This is a genomic window from Amycolatopsis sp. DG1A-15b, from assembly GCF_030285645.1.
Lineage (GTDB): Bacteria > Actinomycetota > Actinomycetes > Mycobacteriales > Pseudonocardiaceae > Amycolatopsis.
On sequence record NZ_CP127296.1, the window covers coordinates 6,183,700 to 6,205,621 of the forward strand.

Below are 21,922 nucleotides of genomic sequence, written 5' to 3' on the forward strand. Positions count from 1 at the left end.
GAGGAACGCAACTCGGCGGGTCCACGGGACGGTAACGAGCGTTAACCTCGGTCGTCGCCTGTTCATATCGGGAGGTTTCGTGTCTTCGCTGTCCTTCGCCGGCAAGCGGCCCGTGCTGGCCGACCTCGTACCCGGCTCGCTCGTGCGGGACATCGCGCTGGTCGCCGGCGGTGCCGTGCTCACCGGCGCCGCCGCGCAGCTGACGATCCCGGTGCCGGGCAGCCCGGTGCCGATGACCGGCCAGACGTTCGCCGCGCTGCTCGTCGGCGCGTCGCTCGGCATGTCGCGCGGTGCCGCCTCGATGCTGGTGTACCTGCTGGTCGGCGCGGTGGGGGTGCCGTGGTTCCAGCACGGCACGTCCGGCCTGTCGGGCGCGAGCGCCGGCTACATCGTCGGGTTCGTCTTCGCCGGCGCGCTGGTCGGCGCGCTCGCCGGCCGCGGCGGCGACCGGACGCCGGTGCGCACCGCGGGCACGATGGTGCTCGGCAACCTGGTGATCTACGCGTTCGGCGTGCCGTGGCTGATGGCGTCGACCGGGTTCGACCTGTCGACCGCGTTCGCCAAGGGCGTCACGCCGTTCCTCATCGGGGACGCGATCAAGATCGTCGTTGCCGCCGGTCTGCTGCCGCTGACCTGGAAGCTGGTCTCCGGCCGCACCGAAGACTGACCGCCCGCGGGGACCCGCCGCGCGGCGGGTCCCCGCGGCGCGAGTGGCCCGTTCGCGACGGAGCACCGATCTCTGTCGGTGGTGGCGGCTAATGTGTCGCTGTGCCCGCCCGAACCGATTTCCCCGGCGTCCTCGAACTCCTCACCCACGCGGTGGAGTCCGTCGGCGGTGCCGAGCGCCCGGGGCAGGTCCAGATGGCCGACGCCGTCGGCCGCGCCATCCGCACCGGTGAGCACCTGGCCGTGCAGGCCGGCACCGGCACCGGCAAGTCACTGGCCTACCTCGTGCCCGCGATCCGCCACGCCGTCGAGAAAGAGGCCACGGTGGTGGTCTCCACGGCGACGATCGCGCTGCAGCGCCAGCTCGTCGACCGCGACCTCCCACGGCTGGCGAAGGCGCTGAAGAAGCCGCTCGGCCGCGAGCCGACCTTCGCGATCCTCAAGGGCCGCCGGAACTACATGTGCCTGCACCGGCTGGATTCCGGCGCGCCGGACGAGCCGGAGGACGCCCAGCTGTTCGACCCGTTCGCGGTGTCCCGGCTGGGCAAGGAGGTCACGCGGCTGCGGGAGTGGGCGTCGGACACCGAAACCGGCGACCGCGACGAGCTCGTCCCCGGTGTCACCGACCAGGCGTGGCGTCAGGTTTCCGTGACGGCGAAGGAATGTCTCGGCGCTTCACGCTGTCCGATCGGCACGGACTGCTTCGCCGAGAAGGCCCGCGCCGAAGCCGGCCGCGCCGACGTCATCGTCACCAACCACGCGCTGCTGGCGATCGACGCGCTGCAGGGCTACCAGGTGCTGCCGGATCACGACGTGGTGATCATCGACGAGGCCCACGACCTGGTCGACCGGGTCACCTCGGTCGCCACCGGCGAGCTGACCAGCGCGATGTGCGCGGCGGCCGCGCGCCGCTGCGGCAAGCTCATCGACGCCGACGTCGCCGACGGCCTGCTGGAAGCGGGTGACGGACTGGCCCTGATCGTCGACGACCTGCCCGCGGGCCGGATGGACGAGCTGCCACGGCCGCTGCAGGGCGCGATCCCGGCGGTCCGCGACGCCGCACACCGGTGCATCACGGCGCTGGGTTCCGACCGCAAGGAGGACGTCGAGGGCGCCACGGCGCGCAAGCTGGCGCGGTCACTGCTCGACGAGGTGCACGACACCGCGGTCCGGCTGCTGGAGGCCTTCGACGAAGACCAGGCGCACCAGCGCGACGTCGTCTGGCTCTCCGGCGACAAGTACTCGTCGAACCCCCGGCCACCGGCGCTGAAGGTGGCGCCGCTGGGCGTCGCCGGCCTGCTGCGGGAGCGGGTGTTCAACCAGCACACGACGATCCTGACGTCGGCGACGCTGACGCTGGGTGGCACGTTCGACACCATGGCGCGCCAGTGGGGGCTCCCGCCGGGCGCGGCCCGGGTGGAACAGGCGCCCGGGGCCGCGACGGAGAAGGAGGCGCCGTCGGACGACTCGGGCCCGAAGTGGACCGGCCTCGACGTCGGCTCGCCGTTCGACCACCGGCGCAACGGCATCCTGTACCTCGCCAAGCACCTGCCGCCGCCGGGTCGCGATGGCCTCACATCGTCCACAATGGACGAATTGGCCGAGCTGATCGAGGCGGCGGGCGGGCGCACGCTCGGGCTGTTCTCCTCGATGCGGGCGGCCAAGCAGGCCACCGAGGAGATGCGCGGACGGCTGGACTTCCCGATCCTGTGCCAGGGTGACGACGCGACATCGCTGCTGGTCCAGAAGTTCTCCGAAGACGTCCGCACGTGCCTGTTCGGCACGCTGAGCCTGTGGCAGGGCGTGGACGTCCCCGGGCCGTCGCTGCAGCTCGTGGTGGTCGACCGGATCCCGTTCCCGCGCCCGGACGACCCGGTGTCCTCGGCGCGGCAGCGCGCGGTGGAAGCCCGCGGCGGCAACGGGTTCCTGACCGTGGCGGCCACGCACGCGGCGCTGCTGCTGGCGCAGGGCACCGGGCGGCTGCACCGGGCGGTCACCGACCGCGGGGTGGTGGCGGTGCTGGATTCGCGGCTGGCGAACGCCCGCTACGGCGGCTTCCTGCGCGCGTCACTGCCGCCGTTCTGGCCGACGATGGACCCGAAGGTGGTGCGGGAAGCACTGCGCCGGCTGGACGCAGCCGCGCCCGCGTGACGCGGTGCACAGCCTCGCCCGGTACGGTGAAGCCACCGAAGCAACAAGGGAGCACCGGTTGACCCAGGATTCGTCCAGCGCCCAGTCCCGGACCGTCAGCGTCGACGACACCGGAGTGCGGCGGCGGCTCGCGGACGGCAGCGAAGAAGCCGTCACGTGGTCCGACCTGTCCTCGGTGATGGTGCGGGTCATCCCCGACGGCCCGTGGAACGAAGACGTGTTCTTCATGCTCGTCGGCGCCGACGGCAAGGGCACCGCGGTCCCGAGCGGCGACCCGGCGGCCGACGCGCTCATCGAGCGCCTGCAGTCCTTGCCCGGCTTCGACAACGAGAAGTTCATCGAAGCCATGACGACCGACGCCGACCAGGCCTACGTCGTCTGGGAATCCAGCGAGAACTGAGGTGCGCTGCCCGATCTGCGGTACGGAAGACGGCCTGAGCGCACTCGCCGATCTCGACCCCCAGAACTGGGTTCACCTTCTCTTCAAACGTCCGGGATTTCTCGAGTCGCGCCCGCACTTCATGGCGCGTCATGCCCGCGTCTGCCGGTCGTGCGGTGGTGTTCTGCCGTTCCTCGACCAGGCGGACCGCGAGAAGCTGGCCGAGAAATGGCCGGACCTCATCCCGGTCGCTCCCGACCCTAAGCCGGGAACTCCTCCGTCACCGGGATCCCCTTCTTGAGCGTGCGGCTCACCGTGCAGAGCCGGTCGATCGCCCGGTCCACGGCGCCGGCCAGCGCGTCCCGCTGATCCGCGGTCAAAGTCGACACGTCGACATCGAAAACAACGTGGACGGCGTCCAGTTCCGAGGCACCCTCGCGCCGATCGGCCGAGACACCGACCCGGAACTTCGCGTCTTCGCCGATCCGCCGGGTGATCAGCTCTTCGGCGGTCACCGCGCTGCAGCCCGCCGCCGCGATCTGCAGCAATTCGGCGGGCGAGAACGCCCCTTCGGCGCCCTTACGGCCCAGCCGCACCTCCGCGCCGCGTTCGTTGCGCCCGACGAACGCGTGCTCGCCGGTGCGTTCCACTTCCAGTGTCATGCCCGCTCCAACCGGCTCAGGAAGCCGCTTGTTCCGGCGCCCACTGGGCGAGAACCGTGATCGTGCCCGGGTCGACCTCGGTGAACCCGGCGTCCCGCACCGCGACGACGCGGTCGCGCCGCCACGCGCCCTCGGGGTCGTCACCGGGGTGCAGTTCCTTCCACTGCACGGGGGTCGCCGTGCGCACGGCGACCCGGAAGTCCTGCGCGGCCCAGGCGGTCCGTTCCGCGTCGCCCAGCAACGCGGCGAGGATCATCGTCGCGTGACCGACCTGGGCGGCGCCCTTGCCGACGGTCATCGGCACGTGCGGGTTGAGCAGCAGCAGCGGGACACCGTCCGGGAGCGGGCCCGGCTCGTCCGGCGGCAGTTCGCTGCCGGAGATCTGCAGCCGCGCGACTTCCTTGGGTGTCTCGGTGACCAGCCCCGGCACGAGCGCCCGTGCCTCGGCGCCGTCGACCTCGACGGTGATGCCGGGCAGGTCCTGGACGGCCGCCCAGTGCGCGCCCCGCGCCCGCCGCGCGACCTTCCGGATCCGGTTGTCGAGCCAGGCGTGCATCGGCTCGGCCCACTCGCCGCCGGGCTGGGAACGCTCGTCGAGGCACACCGCCAGCGCCGCCGCGGCCGCCGCCTCGAGCAGCGGCGTGCGACCCGGCGGCTCCGCCCGTTCGATGCGGAGGATGACCGGCATCGCGCGGACTTCGTCAGGGAGCTCGTCGGAGGTGTCCGAAGTGTCTTCGGCCGGAAGCCCCAGCCAGAAGGCGTAGCGGGCGCCCAGGGGGTCGAGAACGCTGCTCACGGACGCATCAGCTCGAGCCCGTCGGCGGCGTCGGCCGCTTCGACCTCGCCGCGGGTGAGGCCGAGCACGAACAGCACGGCGTCGAGGTACGGGTGCGACAGCGCGGTGTCGGCCACCTCGCGCAACGCCGGCTTGGCGTTGAACGCGACGCCCATGCCCGCGGCCGAAAGCATGTCGATGTCGTTGGCGCCGTCTCCGACGGCGACGCACTGCTCGAGCGGGATGTCGTACTCGGCAGCGAAGCGGCGAAGCACCTTCGCCTTGCCCGCGCGGTCGACGACGTCACCGACCACCTTCCCGGTGAGCTTGCCGTCGACGATCTCGAGCTCGTTCGCCACCGCGAAGTCGAGCCCCAGCTCCTCCACGAGGCCGTCGATGACCTGGGTGAAGCCGCCCGAGACGACGCCGGTGCGGAAGCCCATCCGCTTGAGCGTCCGGATCGTGGTGCGGGCGCCCGGGGTCAGTTCGATCGACGCGGCGACCTGGTCGATCGCCGTCGCGGGCAGACCGGCCAGCAGCGCGACCCGCCGTTCCAGCGATTCGGTGAAGTTCAGCTCGCCGCGCATGGCCGCTTCGGTGATCTCGCGGATTTCCGGCTCGACCCCGGCGTGCGCGCCCAGCATCTCGATGACCTCGCCCTGGATCAGGGTCGAGTCCACGTCGAACACGACGAGCCGCTTCGCCCGGCGCGTGATGCCCGCCCGCTCCACGGCGATGTCGACCCCCGCCTCGACGGCGGCGTCGGCGAGCTCGGAGCGCAGCGCGGCGTCGGCTTCCGGGGTGTCCTGGTCGACCGAGACGTACAGCTCGAGCCCGGTCACGGGGTAGTCGGCGACGCTGCGGATGGCGTCGATGTTGGCGCCCAGCGAGGCCAGCCGGCGCGCGACCTCGGAGAAGCCCCGCGCGGTCACCGGGCGGCCCAGCACCACCAGGACGTGGGAGGAGTCCCGGCGGCCGAGCGCGAACGGGTCGTCCCCGATCGCCGGGCCGATCTTCACGTCGACCTGCATGCCGACGGACGCCATCGCCTGCTCGACCGTCTCCTGCAGGCCCTCCGGGTCGCGGTAGACCCCGGCGAGCACGCCGAGCACGAGCTTCCCGCGGATGACCACCTGCTCGACGTCGAGCACATCGACGTCGTGCCGGGTCAGCACGGCGAACAGCACGGACGAGACACCCGGCTTGTCGGGGCCGGTCGTCGTGATCAGGACGGGGGTCTGGGTCACTGGTCATCCCTCGTTCGGCAACGCTGCACGGCCAGTCTGCCGGTCCGGGGCCGGACATAAGTAGAGCGCGTGCCCGGCTTCACATCAGCCGGGCACGCGCTCACTCGATCAGGGGGTTACTTGTCGCCTTGCTCGCTCGCGTTGTCGTTCGAGTGGTCTCCCGGGATCACCGCTTCGGTCAGCAGCTGCGACGGCGCCGCGTGGCTGTTGACCTTCTGCTTCCCGAAGAAGCCGATCTCACCCTCGTTGTGGATGCGCTCGATCATGTGCGGGTAGTGCAGCTCGAACGCGGGCCGCTCGGAGCGGATCCGGGGCAGCTCGGTGAAGTTGTGCCGCGGCGGCGGGCAGGAGGTCGCCCACTCGAGCGAGTTGCCGTAGCCCCACGGGTCGTCCACCGTGACGATCTCGCCGTACCGGTAGCTCTTGAAGACGTTCCAGATGAACGGCAGCGTCGAGGCACCGAGGATGTACGCGCCGATCGTGGAGATCGTGTTCAGCGTGGTGAAGCCGTCGCTGGTCAGGTAGTCCGCGTACCGGCGCGGCATGCCCTCGGCACCCAGCCAGTGCTGGACGAGGAACGTGCCGTGGAAGCCGATGAACGTGGTCCAGAAGTGCCACTTGCCGAGCTTCTCGTCCATCATCCGGCCGGTGATCTTCGGGAACCAGAAGTAGATGCCGGCGAAGGTGGCGAACACGATCGTGCCGTAGAGCACGTAGTGGAAGTGCGCGACGACGAAGTAGCTGTCCGACACGTGGAAGTCGATCGCCGGCGCGGCCAGCAGGATGCCGGTCAGGCCACCGAAGAGGAACGTGACGATGAAGCCCATCGAGAAGATCATCGGCGTCTCGAAGGACAGCTGGCCCTTCCACATCGTGCCGATCCAGTTGAAGAACTTGATGCCGGTCGGGACGGCGATCAGGAACGTCATGAAGGAGAAGAACGGCAGCAGCACGGCGCCGGTGGCGTACATGTGGTGCGCCCACACCGCGACCGAGAGCGCCGCGATGGCCAGCGTCGCCCAGACCAGGCTCTTGTAGCCGAACAGCGGCTTGCGGCTGAAGACCGGGAAGATCTCCGACACGATCCCGAAGAACGGTAGCGCGACGATGTAGACCTCGGGATGGCCGAAGAACCAGAACAGGTGCTGCCAGAGGATCACGCCGCCGTTTTCGGGGTCGAACACGTGCGCCCCGAGGTGCCGGTCCGCCAGCAGGCCCATCAGGGCCGCGGTCAGGATCGGGAAGGCGAGCAGGACCAGGATGCTGGTGACCAGGATGTTCCAGGTGAAGATCGGCATCCGGTACATCGTCATGCCCGGCGCGCGCAGGCAGACGACGGTGGTGATCATGTTGACCGCGCCGAGGATGGTGCCGAGACCACCGACGATCAGGCCCGAGATCCACAGGTCCGCGCCGACGCCCGGCGAGTGGATCGCGTCCGACAGCGGGGTGTAGGCGAACCAGCCGAAGTCGGCGGCGCCACCCGGGGTCAGGAAGCCGGACATCACGATCAGGCCGCCGAAGAGGTACAGCCAGTACGAGAACGCGTTCAGCCGCGGGAAGGCGACGTCCGGCGAGCCGATCTGCAGCGGCAGGACGAAGTTCGCGAAGCCGAAGAGGATCGGGGTCGCGTACAGCAGCAGCATCACCGTGCCGTGCATGGTGAACAGCTGGTTGTACTGCTCCTGCGAGAGGAACTGCTGCCCGGGCCGCGCCAGCTCGGTGCGGATCAGCATGGCCATCGCGCCGCCCGCCATGAAGAAGGCGAACGACGTGACCAGGTACATGATCCCGATCTGCTTGTGGTCCGTCGTGCGGAACAACCGCAGCAGGTACGAACCCTTAACCGACTCGCGCGCGGGGTACGGGCGCGTGGCGATCGGCTTGGGGGCTACGGCCGTCACTCCTGCCTCCAACACTGAAACCTTGTGGTGGTCATCGTCCGGCCACCGGGCCCGGGAGACCCCGATCCGGCGGCTTAGGGGGATCGTAGCCCTCGCTACCGACAGTCGCGCGCACCGGCTGGCAAGATCGGGGCGTGGCCGATGACTACACCCGTGCGGCGGTGCGCGCGGCCCGCGCCGTGACCGCCCGGCTGGGGCTGCCCGGCCACGATCCCGAAGTGCTCCACGAACGCTCGAACGTGCTGGTGAAGCTGGGTCCGCTGGTTGCCAGGGTGCCCGCGACGACCCGGCTGCTCCGCCCGGAACCGGCGGCCTGGCTGGCGCGGGACGTCGCGCTTTCGAGGTTCCTCACGGACCGTGGTGTGCTCGTCGTCTCACCCACCGCCGATCCCCCGGCCGGCCCGCATTTCGCGGATGGCCTGCCGGTCACGCTCTGGCACCACACCCCGCACGATCCGGACCACCGCTACGCCCCGGACATCGTCGCGCGCTCGCTCGCCGAGGTGCACGCGGCCCTGCGCGAGTACCCCGGCGAGTTGCCCCGCCGCGGGCCGCTGGACGACCTGGAGCGGCTCCTCGGCCGGCACGATTTCGACCCCCGCTTGCGTGCGGAAGCCGCGCGGGTCGAAGCCGGGCTGCCCGACGGCGCCGTCCAGCCGTTGCACGGCGACGCGCACCCCGGCAACCTGATCGCGACGGCGGCCGGGCCGTGCTGGCTGGACTTCGAGGACACCTGGCTCGGGCCGCTCGCCTGGGACCTCGGCATCCTGGCCCGGCAGGGCGGCCCGGAGTACCTGGCCGCCTACCCCGCCTCGGTGTCCAATGAGTCCCTTCGCGCGTACATGCGGCTGCGAGAACTCTTCGCCGTGGCATGGCGCTTCGTGATCGCCCAGCGGTTCCCGCACCGGCTTCCCGAAGCCCGCTCCGCCCTCGCTGCCTACTTCTCTTCTTCGTGAGTCGCGGGGTACCAGGACAGGATGGCCTCGACCACGCCCGCGGGGTCTTCGAGCGGGGTCAGGTGACCGGACTCCGGGAGCACCACGAGCGTTGCGCCGTCCATCACCTCGACGATCGCGCTCGCCGCGGCCACCGGGGTGATCCGGTCCTCCTCCCCGACGATGACCAGGGCGGGAACGCCGGAATCCCGCAGCAGGCCGAGGGAATCCGGCCGGGTCCGCAGCGCGAGCGCCGTCCACGAAATGCCGGCGGGCGGCTGGGATTCGATGATCTCCCGGACCGTCTCGACGAGCTCGGGACGCTTTTCACGCGTCGACGCGGGCAGCAGGTTCGGCAGGTTCGCCTCGGCGAGCCAGGATTTGATGCCCTCGCTCTCGACGCGGACCGCGACGTCCAGCCGCGTCTGGGCGGCCTCGGGCGTGTCGGGGGTGGCCTTGGTGTCGATGAGCACGAGCCCGCCGACCCGCTCCGGCGCGAGCCGCAGCACGGCCATCGCGAGGTAGCCGCCCATCGAGCAGCCGCCGAGCACGACGCGGTCGAGGTCCAGCCGGTCGAGCAGGGCGACGACGTCCCGCGCGGCGTCCTCGAGGCTCGGTTCGCGATCGGACTCCGGCAGCGGCGAGCGGCCGAGCCCGCGCTGATCGGGCGTGATCACCCGAAGGTGTGAAGCGAGGGGCTCGCGCACCGCGTTCCACATGCGGGAATCCAGGGGAAAGGCGTGGAGGAGGACCAGCGGCAGTTCGGTCATGCGCGTCATTTTGTCGGACCCCCTCGCTAGCTTCGCCGATGTGTTCACCGACATCGAAACTCCCCGGCTGCTGCTGCGTCCGCTCCACGAGGCGGACCGGCAGGCGATGGTCGACATCCACACCGACCCCCGGACCAACCGCTTCCACCCCGACCCACCCGACGTCCCGGGTGCGTCGGCGATGTTCTCGGACTGGCTGGCCCACTGGGCCGAGCACGGCTTCGGCTACCCCGCGGTCCTCGAACGCGGGGGCACCGAGGTGATCGGCATGTGCGGCGTGCGGCTGCGCGAGTTCCACGGCGAGAAGGTGCTGAACCTCGGCTACCGGTTCCGGCCGTCGGCGTGGGGGAAGGGGTACGCGGTGGAGGCGGGGCAGGCGGTCCTGGAGTGGTGCGCCCGCGAGCTGCCGTCCGTGCCGGTGCTGGCGAGCGTGAGCATCGCGAACAAGCCATCGCTGCGGGTGGCCGAGAGGCTGGGCTTCACGGAGTACACGGAGGAGATGTACGACGGCGCGATGTCCCGCCACTACCGGCGCTGAGCCGGGCGTTGTTTGAAAACTCCAGAGCGAAAGCCCGCGGGACTCACCGACGGCGCTGCGGCCGCCGCCGGGCCCGCGCTTCCCAGCAGGCCCGGTGCCAGTGCCGGCGGTCGGCGACCGACCCGGTCTCGTCGGCGGGCCAGACGACCAGGTGCGGCGTGCCCGGCCGGATCTCGTGGTCACAGCCGGGACAGCGGTAGACCTTGGTCGCCTGGCTCCCGGGCACGGTCCGCACGAGCCAGTCCCCGTCGGTGCCGGACTCGGCCCGCGCCCACCCGGTGGCGGCACCGAGGTCACGTTCGGGCGGCCCACCGTCCGAACGGCGGCCGGGACGGTTACGTCGTGGCACCCCCAGACGGTAACGGCCCCCACCCCGCCCGCCGTCACCCTCCCGACCCGACCCCAGTCACGCGTGTCGACCCTCCAGACACGCGAGTCGACCCTCCAGACACGCGAGTCGTCCATCCAGGTACGCGTGTCGTCCACCCAGATACGCAAGTCGTCCATCCAGGTACGCGAACCGACCCTCCGAGCACACGAGATGCCCGGCCGTGCTCAAGCCGCACGGTCCCCCACCCGGCCGGCGGCCCCCAGCCGGTGCAGGATCGCGTCGTGGGCGAGGCCGTCCCAGCCGAGCCTGCGCAGGGTCCGGCCGGTCCGGCGGAAGTCCTCGCCGCCGAGCACGGACATGATCGTGATCGCCGCGTCGACCATCGGCGTGGCGACGCCCGCGCACCGCGCGAGTGCCTGCAGCGGCACCAGGGTGGAGCGGATGTCCTCGGTGAGGAAACGGTGGTCGAGGCTGGTCGGCGCGGCGATCGTCCGGTACGGCTGCACCGTCCGCAACGCGTCGAGCAACGTCGTGGCCGGGCAGCCGTAGTAGCGGTCGAGGACCTCGGTCATGGGCAGCAGCCGGGCACCGTAGGCGTCCGCGACGGCGGCGAACTCGGCCTCGGTGCGCTCGAGCAGGGCGATCGTCCGCGCCGAGACACCTTCGACGTAGAAGAGCAGCTCCTCCGCGCGGTCGATGGTGCCGAGGTTGGCCAGCGCGATCGGCACGTGCGCGACCGCGCCGAAGTCGTGCAGGCCACGTTCGACCGGGTTGCGCGCGACCTCCAGCATCGGGAACCACTCGCACAGCAGCCCGGCGCGCCGGCCCACGGCGGCCTCGGTGCTGCCGGAGATCAGGTTCCACGCCTTGGTGCCGAGCACGGTGACGCCGTCGGTGCCGGACGGCCGTGCGGCGAACAGCGCGTCGGTCTCCACGACGTCGACGTCCGGCGCCCCCGCGGCGGCGAGCGCGTGGGCGAACTCGACGCTCCCGCAGAGCTTGCCGGAGAACAGCACCACCACCTGCCCCGGACGCAGGTGCGGTGCCAGCCGGGCGGCGACCGCCGGGTAGGCGGTGGTCACGGTGGCGACCAGGACGACGGCCCGTGCGCCCAGCCCGGCCGGGTCCGCGGTCACCTCCCGGAGCGGGAACCGCCCGTCGAGCACCCCACGCGCGACGATCTCCCGGCGGCACGCGATCTCCCCCACGGCCCCGAGATCCCGTGTGTAGAGGTGCACGGGCAGCTCCCGCGCGGCGAGGTACGCGGCCACGGCCCGTCCCTCGCCACCCGCTCCGACGACCCCGATCCCGTCCAGCACGCTCATCCCGCCCACTCCCGTCAGTCCGGTACGCAGTGGACAGGTCGGCACCGGGCAGGAGAAAGTTCCCGCGCGAGCCACGTTCCCGCCGTGTCGTCCGCCCGGGTACGGCCTATCCCTGGGCCAACGCCAGCGGCACCAGCTGCTCGGCCGTGGTCAGCGACCCGTGCTGCCCGACCAGCGAGGTCTCCACGGCCTCCGCGAGTCCCCGCACCATCCCGAACCGGTCCCGGGCCGCGGCGACGACGTCGCCGATGCGCGGCAGCACCCGGTCGCTCACCGTGTGCCCGAACCAGCCCTCCGCGACAGCCTCCTCGCGCGAGCGCAACCAGGCCCGCTCGCCCAGCACCTCCCGCCAGGCGGCGAGGACGTCCGCGGCCGCGCCCGGCTCGGTGTAGACGTGCCGGGCGCGGACCTCGCCTCCGAACGTCCGGACGCCGGCCAGCAGCTCCGGCGTGTCTTCGAGGTCGAGCTTGTCGTCGACGGTGACCATCCCGTGGTCGGCCACCACCGCGAGCAGCGCACCGGAGGGCAGACCGTCCACAAGGGACTCGACGAGCCGGTCGATCTGCCGCAGCTGCATGCGCCAGGCGGTCGAGCCGGGGCCGTAGACGTGGCCCAGCAAGTCGAGTTCGCTGTGGTAGGCGTAGCAGAACGCGCGCCCGTCCAGCACCGACAACGTCCGCGCGGCGAGGTCGCCCAGCGCGTGGACCCCGGCGTACTGCGCGCCGCTCTGGGTGGCCAGCGTCAAGGCCGTGTCGCGGAACTTGGCCGATGACACCACGGCCGCGTCGATGCCCGCCGCGGCGGCCCGCTCGAACGTCGTCGGCAGCGGCTGCACCTCGCGGGGTGGGAGGGCACCACGCAGATCGCTGCCGTCTTCGTGGCTGCACCAGCGCAACGCGTTGAGCACGCCGGTGCCGGGCATCTCGAAGGTGTAGCCAACCATCCCGTGCTCGCCCGACGCCAGCCCGGTGCCGATCGCCGCGACTCCGGCGGCCGTCGTCGACGGGAAGCCCACGCGCAGCGGCTCGCGGGCGAGCTCGGTCAGCACCGGGGCGTCCGCGGCGTGCTCGGCGAGCAGCTCCCAGCCGAGCCCGTCGACGAGCAGCACGCCGGCGCTGCGTGCCTCCGGCAACGCCAGGACGTTCCCGCAACCGGGCACCCCGAGCGCGGCGAGCAGGGACGGGACGACCTGGCCGAGGTGCGGGACGTCGGCGAGCGAGGGCGGCTGCACGCGCCCAGCTTCCCATCCCCGGGCGCCTCCGGCGATAATCACGGCATGCCGACCTACGCCTACCGCTGCCGCGAGTGCACCGAGACGTTCGAGCTCCTGCGCCCGATGAGCGAATCCGGCGCGCCGGCGGCCTGCCCGGAGGGCCACGCCGACACCGTCAAGCTGCTCACCACCGTCGCTCTCACCGGGGCCGCGAGTGGTTCCGCGGCCCCCGCCGGTGGTGGTGGCGGCTGCTGCGGAGGCGGCTGCTGCGGCTGACCGGGCTCAGCCGGCCTTCAGCGCCTGATCCAGATCGGCCCACAGATCCTCGACGTCCTCGAGGCCGACGGACATCCGGATCAGCTGGTCGGACACGCCGGCGCCGCGGCGGTTGCCCTCGTCGACGATCCGGTGGCTGATCGAGCCCGGGTGCTGGATCAGCGTGTCGACACTGCCGAGGCTGACGGCCGGCGTGATCAGCCGGACCGCCCCGATCAGGGCGTGCGGGTCGCCGGAGACCTCGAACGCCACCAGCGGACCGCCGATCCGCGGGTAGTGGACGGCGGTCACGGACGGGTGCCCGCCGAGCCGTGACGCCAGCGTCGCCGCGGTCGCGGACGCCGCGCCGACGCGCAGCGGCAGCGTGGAAAGCCCGCGCAGCAACAGGTATCCGGCGAGCGGGTGCAGCACGCCGCCGGTGGCGAAGCGGATCTGGCGCAGCCGGGCGGCTTCCGGCGCGTCGCATGCGACGATCCCGCCCATCACGTCGCCGTGGCCGCCGAGGAACTTCGTCGCGCTGTGCAGCACCATCCGGGCGCCGTGGCGGCCGGGCCGCTGCAGGACCGGGGTCGCGAACGTGTTGTCCACCAGGAGAGGCACCTCGCCACAGGCACGAGCCAGCTCGGCGATGTCAGCCTCGACCAGGGTCGGGTTCGCCGGCGTCTCGACGAACACCAGGCCGGTGTCCGGCCGCAGCGCGGCGGTCACGTCCTCGGGTGCGGCCCAGGTGACCTCCGTGCCGAGCAGCCCGGACTCGAGCAGGTGGTCGCTGCAGCCGTACAGCGGGCGCACGGCGACGACGTGGCGTTTCCCCTGCGCCACCGCGGAAAGCAGGCAGGCCGAGACGGCGGCCATGCCACTGGCGAACGCGACGCCGTGGTCGAAGCCTTCGAGCTCGGCGAGCGCGCGCTCGAACCGTTCGACGGTCGGGTTGCCCACCCGGCCGTAGATCGGCGGCCCGTCGAGTTCGGCGCCGGCGGCGAAGGCGTCGATCCGGGCGGCTTCGGCGGCACTGTCGCGGGACGGGTAGGTCGTGGACAGGTCGAGCGGAGCGGCGTGCACGCCGAGGTCCGTGAGATCGTCACGGCCGGCATGGACGGCCCGCGTGCGCAGCGAGGAAGTCATGCCAGCATGGTCGAGCTTTCACCGGACCGAGAGCAACACTCTCGGATATCATTCGGCAATGTCCGCTTCCGTCGAACTGAGTCCGGTCGATCTCGAAATCCTGCGCTTGTTGCAGAACGATGCCCGGATCACCAACAAGGACCTGGCGGCCGCGGTCGGCATCGCGCCGTCGACGTGCCTGGACCGCGTCGCCCGGCTGCGGGACACCGGCGTGATCACCGGCCAGCACGCGTCGGTCGACGCGGCGAAGCTCGGGCGGCCGCTGGAGGCGTTCCTGTTCGTGCAGGTCCGACCGCACCGGCGGCCGCTGGTGGACCCGTTCATCGAGCACCTGCTGTCCTTGCCGGAGGTGCGGGCGGTCTACCACCTGACCGGGCCGGACGACTTCCTCGCGCACGTCGCGACCAGCTCCGCCGGGGAGCTGCAGCGGCTGGTCCTCGACGAGCTGACCGCGCGCGACGAGGTCGCCCGCGTCCACACCAACCTGGTGTTCCAGCACTGGAGCGGTGGTCCGCTGCTGCCGCCGGGCGCCTGATCTCAGAGGGTCTCGAGCCAGCGGCGGGTCTTGCGCGGGGACGTCAGCCGGACGACGACCGGGCCGGGCGACTCGACGGCCCACGCCCGGATGCGGGCCCGCTTGCGCGCGAACGACCTGAAGTGCCAGCGGATGATCGAGTCGGCGGAGAACACCTGGCGCAACGACTCGACGTTCCCGTTGCAGATGCGCTTGCGCGTCACCGTCCGCACCACCGTCCGGCGCACCAGGCGGCCCAGCGAAAGCCAGCGCGGGTAGTCGAGGCCCACGATCAGCTGCGTGCGGGGCAGGACGATATCCTGCCACGAGCTGTAGACGGCGTCGAGGATCCAGCGCTCCTGTGCGCACACCTCGGCGATCCGGCGGCGCTGTTCCTCCTCGGGGGTGCCGACCCAGCCCGGCTGCCAGCCGATGTCATCCGCGGCGTGGAAGGGCAGGCCGGTCCGCTCGGCGATCCGGGCCGCGAGCGTCGACTTGCCCGAGCCCGTCACGCCGACGATGACAATGCGGTCAGGCACCGAGGTCACGGGCCGGCTCCCGCGGTCCGCGGTAGGGCAGGGTCTGGCTGTAGACGAGGTTCGTGGTCGTGCTGCCGAACTGGGCCAGCTCGTCCACCGTCTGCTCGAGGTGGGCCATGGAGGCCGCGGCGATCTTGAGCGTGTAGCAGTCGTCGCCGGTGGTGCGCAGGCATTCGAGGATCTCGGAGCGGTCGCCGAGCAGCTTGTGCAGCGGCTCGTGCCGGCTGCCCGGGTACTTGAGCCGGACCACGGCGAGCACCGGGTAGCCCACCTTGCCGAGGTCGATTTCCGCGCGGTAGCCGCTGATCACGCCGGCGGTCTCGAGCCGCCGGAGCCGTTCGGTCGCCGCGGACGCGCTGAGGTTCACCCGGCGGCCGAGCTCGGTGAGCGGCAGCCGGGCGTCGCGCTGGAGCTCGGCCAGGATGGCCCAGTCCGTCGGATCGAGACTCGCGGTCATCCGCCGAACATACCGTGGGATCCACGGCGGAACGGGCCGAACGCCGTGATCGCTCTCTTCCGGATCCGGGCAAAACGTCGATAGCCTCGTGCGGTGAAGATCGGCGTGAACGTCCCCAATTTCGGGCCTGGCACGGACCCGGGCGTCCTGCGCGCCTGGGCACAGACGGTGGAAGGGCTCGGCTACGAGCTGCTGATGGTGTCCGACCACGTCGCCATCACGCCGGACGTGGCCGGGCAGTACCCGGCGCCGTTCTACGAGCCGTTCACGACGTTGTCGTGGCTGGCCGGGCTCACGCAGCGAGTCCGGCTGGGCACCACGGTGCTCGTGGTGCCGTACCGGCATCCCCTACTGGTGGCGCGGATGGCGGCGAACCTCGACGAGCTCAGCGGCGGCCGGCTCGTGCTCGGTGCCGGGATCGGCTGGGCGAAGCAGGAGTTCGACGCGCTGGGCGTGCCGTTCGAGCAGCGGGGCAAGCTCACCAGCGAGTACCTGCGGACGATCCGCGCGGCGTGGGCCGAGCGCGACGACTACCGCGTGGATCCGATCCCGCTGTGGCTGGGCGGGCACAGCGACGCCGGGCTGCGCCGTGCGCTGGAGCTCGGCGACGCGTGGCACCCGCTGCGGCTGACGATGGCCGGGTTCCGGGAAACGCTGGGGCGCTTGGAAAAGCTGGCGGGCGACCGGCCGCTGCCGGCGTTCGCGCCGCGGATCCTGTTGCGCGTGACGGCGGCGCCGGTGTCCGGGCCGGACCGGCGGGCCGGGGAAGGCACGCTCGACCAGGTCCTCGAGGACCTGGGGCAGTTGCGGGCGATGGGGGCGGACACCGTCGTGCTCGACCCGTTCGACTCGGACCCGGCCGAAACGCTGCGCCCGGAGGTGGCGTGGCGAGACCTCGCGGCGGTGGCCGCGTCCTGGAAGGAGAACCGGTGAAGGACACCGAAGAAACCCTGCTGCGGCGGGCGATCGAGCTCGCCCGCGAAGCGCGCGAGGAACACGGCAACCCGCCGTTCGGCTCGCTGCTGGCCGACGCCGACGGCAAGATCCTGGCCGAGGACCGCAACACCTCGCTGACCGACAACGACATCACGGCCCACCCGGAACTGAAGCTGGCCCGCTGGGCGGCGCAGAACCTGGACCCGGAGACCGCGGCGGCCACGACGATGTTCACCAGTACGCAGCCGTGCGGGATGTGCACCGGCGCGATCGAACGGTCCGGGCTCGGCCGCGTCGTCTACGCGCTGTCGACGGAGCAGTTCCTCACGCTGCGCCCGCCGCTCACGTGGGGCAAGCACAAGATGGAGGGCCCCGCGCTGTTCGACGAGGCCCGCGTCCCGGTCGAGGGCTACTACCGGTGACGAGTTACCAGGTGCGCCCGGTGGCGCGCATCGAGTCGCCCCTGACGGACCGCTCGGCGGCCCCGAAGCAGGGCGACGAGGGCGCGCCGCCGTCCCGGGTGGTGTTCGCCCCGGAGTTCACCCCGGCGGCCGCCGACCTCCGGCCGGGCGACCGCCTGGTCCTCCTGACGTGGCTGCACGAGGCGGACCGCGACGTCCAGGCGGTCCACCCCCGCGGCGACCGGGACCGGCCGAGCACCGGGGTGTTCTCGACGCGCTCGCCGGACCGCCCCAACCCGATCGGCCTCCACACGGTCACGGTGACGGCGGTCGAGGACGGCGTGCTGACGGTCACGGGCTTGGAAGCCATCGACGGCACCCCCGTGCTCGACGTGAAACCGGTCCTCGGCGAGGTGGCCGGACGCTGAGCCGGACGATCACGATCCGGGCAGCGGGGCAACGGCCGCCGTGCGCCGGGCGACCAGCCATGGCTACAGCACGTGCGGCGGCTCCGGCGTTACTCGGACATCACCACGGGCACGGCGGTCACCGTCTACAACGCGGCGGGAACCGTGATCAGTAGTCCTTGAAGCCCTTTCCGGTCTTCCGGCCCAGCCGCCCCGCGGTCACGAGGTGCTCCAGCAACGGCGCCGGCGCGAAGCCTTCCTCGCGGAACTCGTTGTACAGGGTCCGCTGGATGGCCAGGGAGACGTCGAGGCCGACGACGTCCAGCAGCTCGAACGGGCCCATCGGCAGGCCGCAGCCGACCTTCATGGCCGTGTCGATGTCGTCCGCGGCCGCGTAGTGGGCCTCCAGCATCTTCACCGCGTCGTTGAGGTACGGGAACAGCAACGCGTTGACGATGAAGCCCGCGCGGTCGCCGCAGTGCACCGCGTGCTTGCCCACCGCGGCGCAGACCGCGCTCGCCGTTGCCACCACGTCCGGGGCCGTCGCGATCGTCGACACCACTTCGACGAGCTTCATCACCGGGGCCGGGTTGAAGAAGTGGAGACCGATCACGTCGGACGGCCGGGTCGTCGAGGCCGCGCACTCGATCACCGGCAGCGAAGACGTCGTCGTCGCCAGGACCGCGCCGGGGCGGACCACTTCGTCCAGCGCCGCGAACACCGCCTGCTTGACCGGCAGTTCCTCGGCCACCGCCTCGACGACCAGGTCGACGTCGGCCAGGGCCTCGAACTCGGTCACCGGGGTGATCCGCGCCAGCGCCGACGCGGCGTCCTCTTCGGACAGTTTGCCCTTGACCACGGCCTTGTCGAGTGACTTCTTCACCTTCGCCACGGACGCCTGCGCCTTCTCCAGGCTACGAGCGCGCAGCACGACGTCCAGGCCGCGCTTGGCGAACACCTCCGCGATGCCGGTCGCCATCGTTCCGGTGCCGACCACACCGACCCGCGCCACCGGGCGCGGCGGGACACCGTCCACCGTCGACACGACACCGGAGGAGACCACGTTGGGCGAGTCCGGGGCGTCGTAGGTGTAGAAGCCCCGGCCGGTCTTGCGGCCCAGCAGCCCCGCCGTGATCATCTGCTTGAGCAGCGGCGCCGGCGCGTGCAGGCGGTTGCGGGACTGGTGGTACATCGTGTCGAGGATTTCGTTCGCGGTGTCCAGCCCGATCAGGTCGAGCAGCGCGAGCGGGCCCATCGGGTAACCGCAGCCGAAGCGCATCGCGGCGTCGAGGTCCTCGCGGGTGGCGTAGCGCTGCTCGTACATCCGCACCGCGTGGTTGAGGTAACCGAACAGCAGCGCGTTGGCGATGAACCCGGCGCGGTCGCCGATCACCACCGGCACCTTGCCGAGCCGCTCGGCGAACTCGACCACTTCGGCGACCACGTCCGGCTCGGTCACCACCGTCTTGACGATCTCGACGAGCTTCAGCACCGGGGCCGGGTTGAAGAAGTGCATGCCGACGACCTTGCCGGGCCGCGCGGTGTGCACGCTGATCTCGGTGATCGACAGCGACGACGTGTTGGACGCGAAGACCACTTCGGGCCGGGTGATCTTGTCCAGCTCGGCGAAGACGTCGGCCTTCAGCTCGAGGCTCTCCGGGATCGCCTCGATCACCAGGTCCACTTCGGACAGATCCGACAGCGACGTGCTGTACCGGATCCGGCCCAGCAGCGCCGCACGCCCGGGCGCGTCCAGCTTGCCGCCGGAGAGCGCCCGTTCGGTGGAGTGCTCGAGGTGGCCGCGGCCGCGCGCGACGCCCGCCTCGTCGAGCTCGACCGTGACGACGTCGAGCCCGCTGCGCGCGAGCACTTCGGCGATGCCGGCCCCCATGGTGCCCAGGCCGACCACACCGACCGTCGAGATGTCCCGCGCCATTGAGGCCTCCAGAGATGTTACTCGCCGGTAATTGGCCTCGATACTGCCACGCGGTACCACCGAAGCCCAGACGGAATCGAGTCAGTACCGCGCAAGTCACCCGGTCGGCGACGTCGGCTTCACTCGCCGAAATTGCCGTCCACCAGCTCCTTCGCCTTCTCCAGCGCGGCGGAAGCCTGCGGCCCGCGCGCCCGCACGCGGATCCGGTCGCCCTGGCGCGCGCCGAGCGACATCAGGGCCAGCACACTGTGGCCGTCGGCCTCCTGATCGCCGAGCCGCACGGTCACCTCGGCGTCGAACTCGCTGAGCGTGCGCACCAGCACCGCGGCGGGCCGGGCGTGCAGGCCGACCTCGTTGTGCAGCTCCAGCTCGATTTCGGCGGCGTCGGCCGGGGCCTCGGCGGGCGCCAGGTCCTCGGGGAGGCCGGCCGCCGCGGCGGCCTCGGCCACCGCCTGGCGATCCCGCCCGGCCTGCGCGGCGACCGCCGCCGCGATCGCGCCCTCGACCAGCGGGCCGTCCGCGACGATCGCGGCCGAGGGGTCGGCCAGCGATTCGACGGCGAGCTCGGCCGTCATCTGCGCGCTGCCCAGGTCGTAGAGCAGCACGACGCCGTCGCCGGAGTCGGCGCGCTGGGTGGCGGCGACGACCTCGTCGTAGTCCGTGCCGATCGAGCCGTCGGAGAGGCCGCCGGCGGGATGGATGGTGACGTCCGGTGCCATCTGGGCGGCCAGCTCGGCCAGGCCTTCGGCGAGCTTGGCGCTGTGCGAAACGAGCACGATTCCCACGCTCACCGGGCGGCCTCCACGAACGCGCGCAGCAGCAGCGCCGACGACCGGGCGCCGGGATCCAGGTGCCCGACCGCGCGCTCGCCGAGGTAGGACGCCCGGCCCTTCCGCGGTACCAGGTCCACTGTGGACTCCGCGCCGGTGTCGGCCGCGTCGGCCGCCGCGGTCAGCACCGCGGCGACGTCGCCGCCATCCCCGGCCGCCTTCTCCGCGGCCGCGACCGCGGGGATCAGGGCGTCGACCATGGTCGCGTCGCCGCCCACGGCCTTGCCGCGGGCCTGGACGCCTTCGAGGCCGGCACGCAGCGCGTCCACCAGCCCCGGGACGTCGAGGGTGTCAACGGCGCCGAGCTTGGCCGAGGCACGCAGGAAAGCCGTGCCGTACAACGGACCCGCCGCTCCGCCGACCTTGGAGATCAACGTCGTCGCGACGAGCTTCAGCACCCCGCCCGGCGTGTCCGGCACACCCGCGTCGAGCGCCGCCACGACGGCCGCGAAGCCGCGGTTGAGGTTCTCGCCGTGGTCGCCGTCGCCGATCGCGCGGTCGAGGTCGATCAGTTCCACGCGGTGCTCGGCGACCACCGCCGCGGCGGCGCGCACGGCCGCCGCGACCCCCTCGGCCGTGCAGGCCATCAGAGCCCCCACCGCAGGGCCGCGGTGTTGACCGGGGCGTCCCAGAGCTCGGTCAGCTCGTCGTCCAGTTTGAGCAACGTCAGGCTCATCCCCTGCATCTCGAGGCTGGTGATGTACGGGCCGACCAGCCGGCGCTCGACCACGATCCCCCGGTCGGCCAGCAGCCGCTCGGCGATGCCGTGGGCCAGGTAGAGCTCGACGAGCGGGGTGCCGCCCATCGAGTTGGTGAACAGCAGCACGCGGTCGCCGGAGGCGAACGGCAGATCCGATACGACCGCCTCGACCATCCGCGCCACCAGCTCGTCGGCCGGCTCGGCCGGGATGCGCTCGCGGCCGGGCTCGCCGTGGATGCCGATGCCGAACTCGACCTCGTTCTCGTCGAGGTCGAAGCTGGGAGTGCCGGCGTGCGGCACGGTCGGCGCGGTGAGGGCGACACCGATCGACCGGACCTGGCCGATCACCTTCTGCGCCAGCGCGGTGACGGCGTCGAGGGAGTCCCCGCGCTCGGCGGCGGCGCCGGTGATCTTCTCCAGCAGCACCGTGCCGCCGACCCCGCGGCGGCCCGCGGTGTAGGTCGAGTCCTTGACCGCGACGTCGTCGTCGATCACGACGCTGCGCACCTCGAGGCCCTCGGCGGCGGCGAGCTCGGCGGCCGTCTCGAAGTTCAGCACGTCGCCGGTGTAGTTCTTCACGATGAGCAGCGCGCCCGCTTCACCGGTGGTCGCGGTGACCGCGGCCTGCACCGCGTCCGGCGTCGGCGAGGTGAACACCGCGCCGGGGACCGCCGCGGCGAGCATGCCGGGGCCGACGAAGCCGCCGTGCAGCGGTTCGTGCCCGGACCCGCCGCCGGAGATGACGGCGACCTTGCCCGTGACCGGAGCGTCGGCTCTGACCACGACGTCCGGGTCGTACTGGACGCGGAGGATGTCCGCGTGCGCGGCGGCGAGCCCCCGCAGCGACTCGGCGACCACGTTCGCCGGATCGTTGATGATCTTCTTCACGGCAGCCTCCGGCACAT

Annotated in this window: 25 protein-coding genes; 10 read left to right on the forward strand and 15 right to left on the reverse strand. The window is 71.8% G+C overall.

Features of this window, described 5'->3' with window-relative positions; genetic code table 11:
- Window positions 1-79: 79 nt before the first annotated feature.
- The 3 genes from QRY02_RS28265 (at window position 80) to QRY02_RS28275 (ending at window position 3,217) form a co-directional block, all read left to right on the forward strand.
- Window positions 80-667, forward strand: a complete 588-nt coding sequence (locus tag QRY02_RS28265; RefSeq protein ID WP_285985868.1) for a biotin transporter BioY — start codon at window positions 80-82, stop codon at window positions 665-667.
- A 101-nt stretch (window positions 668-768) separates the two neighbouring features.
- On the forward strand, window positions 769-2,817 hold the full coding sequence (locus QRY02_RS28270; RefSeq protein ID WP_285985869.1) for an ATP-dependent DNA helicase: 2,049 nt from the start codon (window positions 769-771) through the stop codon (window positions 2,815-2,817).
- A 58-nt stretch (window positions 2,818-2,875) separates the two neighbouring features.
- On the forward strand, window positions 2,876-3,217 hold the full coding sequence (locus QRY02_RS28275) for a hypothetical protein (RefSeq protein WP_285985870.1): 342 nt from the start codon (window positions 2,876-2,878) through the stop codon (window positions 3,215-3,217).
- Window positions 3,218-3,456: 239 nt separating this feature from the next.
- On the opposite strand, the gene QRY02_RS28280 is transcribed toward QRY02_RS28275, so the two are convergent.
- The 4 genes from QRY02_RS28280 to ctaD form a co-directional block, all read right to left on the reverse strand.
- Window positions 3,457-3,858, reverse strand: coding sequence for an OsmC family protein (locus tag QRY02_RS28280; protein ID WP_285985871.1), 402 nt, complete (start codon window positions 3,856-3,858; stop codon window positions 3,457-3,459).
- Window positions 3,859-3,874: 16 nt separating this feature from the next.
- Window positions 3,875-4,654, reverse strand: coding sequence for a peptidyl-tRNA hydrolase (locus QRY02_RS28285; RefSeq protein WP_285985872.1), 780 nt, complete (start codon window positions 4,652-4,654; stop codon window positions 3,875-3,877).
- Window positions 4,651-5,880, reverse strand: coding sequence for a phosphoserine phosphatase SerB (serB, locus tag QRY02_RS28290; protein ID WP_285985873.1), 1,230 nt, complete (start codon window positions 5,878-5,880; stop codon window positions 4,651-4,653). The genes QRY02_RS28285 and serB overlap by 4 nt, the downstream gene beginning before the upstream one ends.
- Before the next feature lie 116 nt (window positions 5,881-5,996).
- Window positions 5,997-7,784: an aa3-type cytochrome oxidase subunit I gene (gene ctaD / locus QRY02_RS28295; protein WP_285985874.1), complete on the reverse strand. Its 1,788-nt coding sequence runs from the start codon at window positions 7,782-7,784 to the stop codon at window positions 5,997-5,999.
- A 134-nt stretch (window positions 7,785-7,918) separates the two neighbouring features.
- On the opposite strand from ctaD, the gene QRY02_RS28300 reads away from it, so the two are divergent.
- Window positions 7,919-8,740: a phosphotransferase gene (locus tag QRY02_RS28300; protein WP_285985875.1), complete on the forward strand. Its 822-nt coding sequence runs from the start codon at window positions 7,919-7,921 to the stop codon at window positions 8,738-8,740.
- Here the strand turns inward: QRY02_RS28300 and QRY02_RS28305 are convergent.
- Window positions 8,722-9,489: an alpha/beta fold hydrolase gene (locus QRY02_RS28305; RefSeq protein WP_285985876.1), complete on the reverse strand. Its 768-nt coding sequence runs from the start codon at window positions 9,487-9,489 to the stop codon at window positions 8,722-8,724. The genes QRY02_RS28300 and QRY02_RS28305 overlap by 19 nt on opposite strands.
- On the opposite strand from QRY02_RS28305, the gene QRY02_RS28310 reads away from it, so the two are divergent.
- The gene (locus QRY02_RS28310) at window positions 9,488-10,027 is read left to right on the forward strand and encodes a GNAT family N-acetyltransferase (RefSeq protein ID WP_285985877.1); all 540 of its coding nucleotides are present in this window, start codon (window positions 9,488-9,490) and stop codon (window positions 10,025-10,027) included. The genes QRY02_RS28305 and QRY02_RS28310 overlap by 2 nt on opposite strands.
- Before the next feature lie 43 nt (window positions 10,028-10,070).
- Here the strand turns inward: QRY02_RS28310 and QRY02_RS28315 are convergent, their stop codons facing one another.
- The 3 genes from QRY02_RS28315 to QRY02_RS28325 all read right to left on the reverse strand — a co-directional run bounded on the left by QRY02_RS28315 (window position 10,071) and on the right by QRY02_RS28325 (window position 12,914).
- Window positions 10,071-10,376 (reverse strand): Rv1322 family protein, encoded by a 306-nt coding sequence (locus QRY02_RS28315; protein ID WP_285985878.1) that lies wholly within the window; start codon window positions 10,374-10,376, stop codon window positions 10,071-10,073.
- A gap of 206 nt (window positions 10,377-10,582) precedes the next feature.
- A complete protein-coding gene (locus QRY02_RS28320; RefSeq protein ID WP_285985879.1) occupies window positions 10,583-11,683 on the reverse strand; it encodes an NAD/NADP-dependent octopine/nopaline dehydrogenase family protein in 1,101 nt (366 codons plus the stop codon).
- A 106-nt stretch (window positions 11,684-11,789) separates the two neighbouring features.
- Entirely contained in the window at window positions 11,790-12,914 is a 1,125-nt protein-coding gene (locus QRY02_RS28325; protein ID WP_285985880.1) for an alkaline phosphatase family protein, read from the reverse strand.
- A gap of 45 nt (window positions 12,915-12,959) precedes the next feature.
- Between QRY02_RS28325 and QRY02_RS28330 the strand changes: the two genes are divergently transcribed.
- The gene (locus tag QRY02_RS28330) at window positions 12,960-13,172 is read left to right on the forward strand and encodes an FmdB family zinc ribbon protein (protein WP_285985881.1); all 213 of its coding nucleotides are present in this window, start codon (window positions 12,960-12,962) and stop codon (window positions 13,170-13,172) included.
- A 6-nt stretch (window positions 13,173-13,178) separates the two neighbouring features.
- Here QRY02_RS28330 and QRY02_RS28335 read toward each other — a convergent pair whose 3' ends face one another.
- Window positions 13,179-14,297 (reverse strand): trans-sulfuration enzyme family protein, encoded by a 1,119-nt coding sequence (locus tag QRY02_RS28335; protein ID WP_285985882.1) that lies wholly within the window; start codon window positions 14,295-14,297, stop codon window positions 13,179-13,181.
- A 58-nt stretch (window positions 14,298-14,355) separates the two neighbouring features.
- Here QRY02_RS28335 and QRY02_RS28340 point away from each other — a divergent pair, with 58 nt between their 5' ends.
- A complete protein-coding gene (locus QRY02_RS28340; RefSeq protein ID WP_086840754.1) occupies window positions 14,356-14,832 on the forward strand; it encodes an Lrp/AsnC family transcriptional regulator in 477 nt (158 codons plus the stop codon).
- A 2-nt stretch (window positions 14,833-14,834) separates the two neighbouring features.
- On the opposite strand, the gene QRY02_RS28345 is transcribed toward QRY02_RS28340, so the two are convergent.
- Window positions 14,835-15,359, reverse strand: a complete 525-nt coding sequence (locus QRY02_RS28345; protein ID WP_285985883.1) for a P-loop NTPase family protein — start codon at window positions 15,357-15,359, stop codon at window positions 14,835-14,837.
- The gene (locus tag QRY02_RS28350; RefSeq protein ID WP_285985884.1) at window positions 15,343-15,807 is read right to left on the reverse strand and encodes an Lrp/AsnC family transcriptional regulator; all 465 of its coding nucleotides are present in this window, start codon (window positions 15,805-15,807) and stop codon (window positions 15,343-15,345) included. Before QRY02_RS28350 ends, QRY02_RS28345 begins: the two co-directional genes overlap by 17 nt.
- Before the next feature lie 93 nt (window positions 15,808-15,900).
- Here QRY02_RS28350 and QRY02_RS28355 point away from each other — a divergent pair, with 93 nt between their 5' ends.
- From QRY02_RS28355 to tsaA, 3 genes are read left to right on the forward strand one after another with little or no spacing between them, the layout of a single operon-like run.
- Window positions 15,901-16,740: an LLM class flavin-dependent oxidoreductase gene (locus QRY02_RS28355; RefSeq protein ID WP_285985885.1), complete on the forward strand. Its 840-nt coding sequence runs from the start codon at window positions 15,901-15,903 to the stop codon at window positions 16,738-16,740.
- Window positions 16,737-17,165, forward strand: a complete 429-nt coding sequence (locus tag QRY02_RS28360; protein WP_285985886.1) for a nucleoside deaminase — start codon at window positions 16,737-16,739, stop codon at window positions 17,163-17,165. The genes QRY02_RS28355 and QRY02_RS28360 overlap by 4 nt, the downstream gene beginning before the upstream one ends.
- Window positions 17,166-17,176: 11 nt before the next feature.
- Window positions 17,177-17,572 (forward strand): tRNA (N6-threonylcarbamoyladenosine(37)-N6)-methyltransferase TrmO, encoded by a 396-nt coding sequence (tsaA, locus tag QRY02_RS28365; protein WP_285993939.1) that lies wholly within the window; start codon window positions 17,177-17,179, stop codon window positions 17,570-17,572.
- A 148-nt stretch (window positions 17,573-17,720) separates the two neighbouring features.
- Here tsaA and QRY02_RS28370 read toward each other — a convergent pair whose 3' ends face one another.
- From QRY02_RS28370 to dhaK, 4 genes are all read right to left on the reverse strand, one after another.
- A complete protein-coding gene (locus QRY02_RS28370) occupies window positions 17,721-19,487 on the reverse strand; it encodes a 3-hydroxyacyl-CoA dehydrogenase family protein (RefSeq protein ID WP_285985887.1) in 1,767 nt (588 codons plus the stop codon).
- A gap of 119 nt (window positions 19,488-19,606) precedes the next feature.
- Complete coding sequence (gene dhaM, locus QRY02_RS28375) at window positions 19,607-20,278, reverse strand: dihydroxyacetone kinase phosphoryl donor subunit DhaM (RefSeq protein ID WP_285985888.1); 672 nt, start codon at window positions 20,276-20,278, stop codon at window positions 19,607-19,609.
- Window positions 20,275-20,904 (reverse strand): dihydroxyacetone kinase subunit DhaL, encoded by a 630-nt coding sequence (gene dhaL, locus QRY02_RS28380; RefSeq protein WP_285985889.1) that lies wholly within the window; start codon window positions 20,902-20,904, stop codon window positions 20,275-20,277. Before dhaL ends, dhaM begins: the two co-directional genes overlap by 4 nt.
- Window positions 20,904-21,905, reverse strand: a complete 1,002-nt coding sequence (dhaK, locus tag QRY02_RS28385) for a dihydroxyacetone kinase subunit DhaK (protein WP_285985890.1) — start codon at window positions 21,903-21,905, stop codon at window positions 20,904-20,906. The genes dhaL and dhaK overlap by 1 nt, the downstream gene beginning before the upstream one ends.
- Window positions 21,906-21,922: the final 17 nt, after the last annotated feature.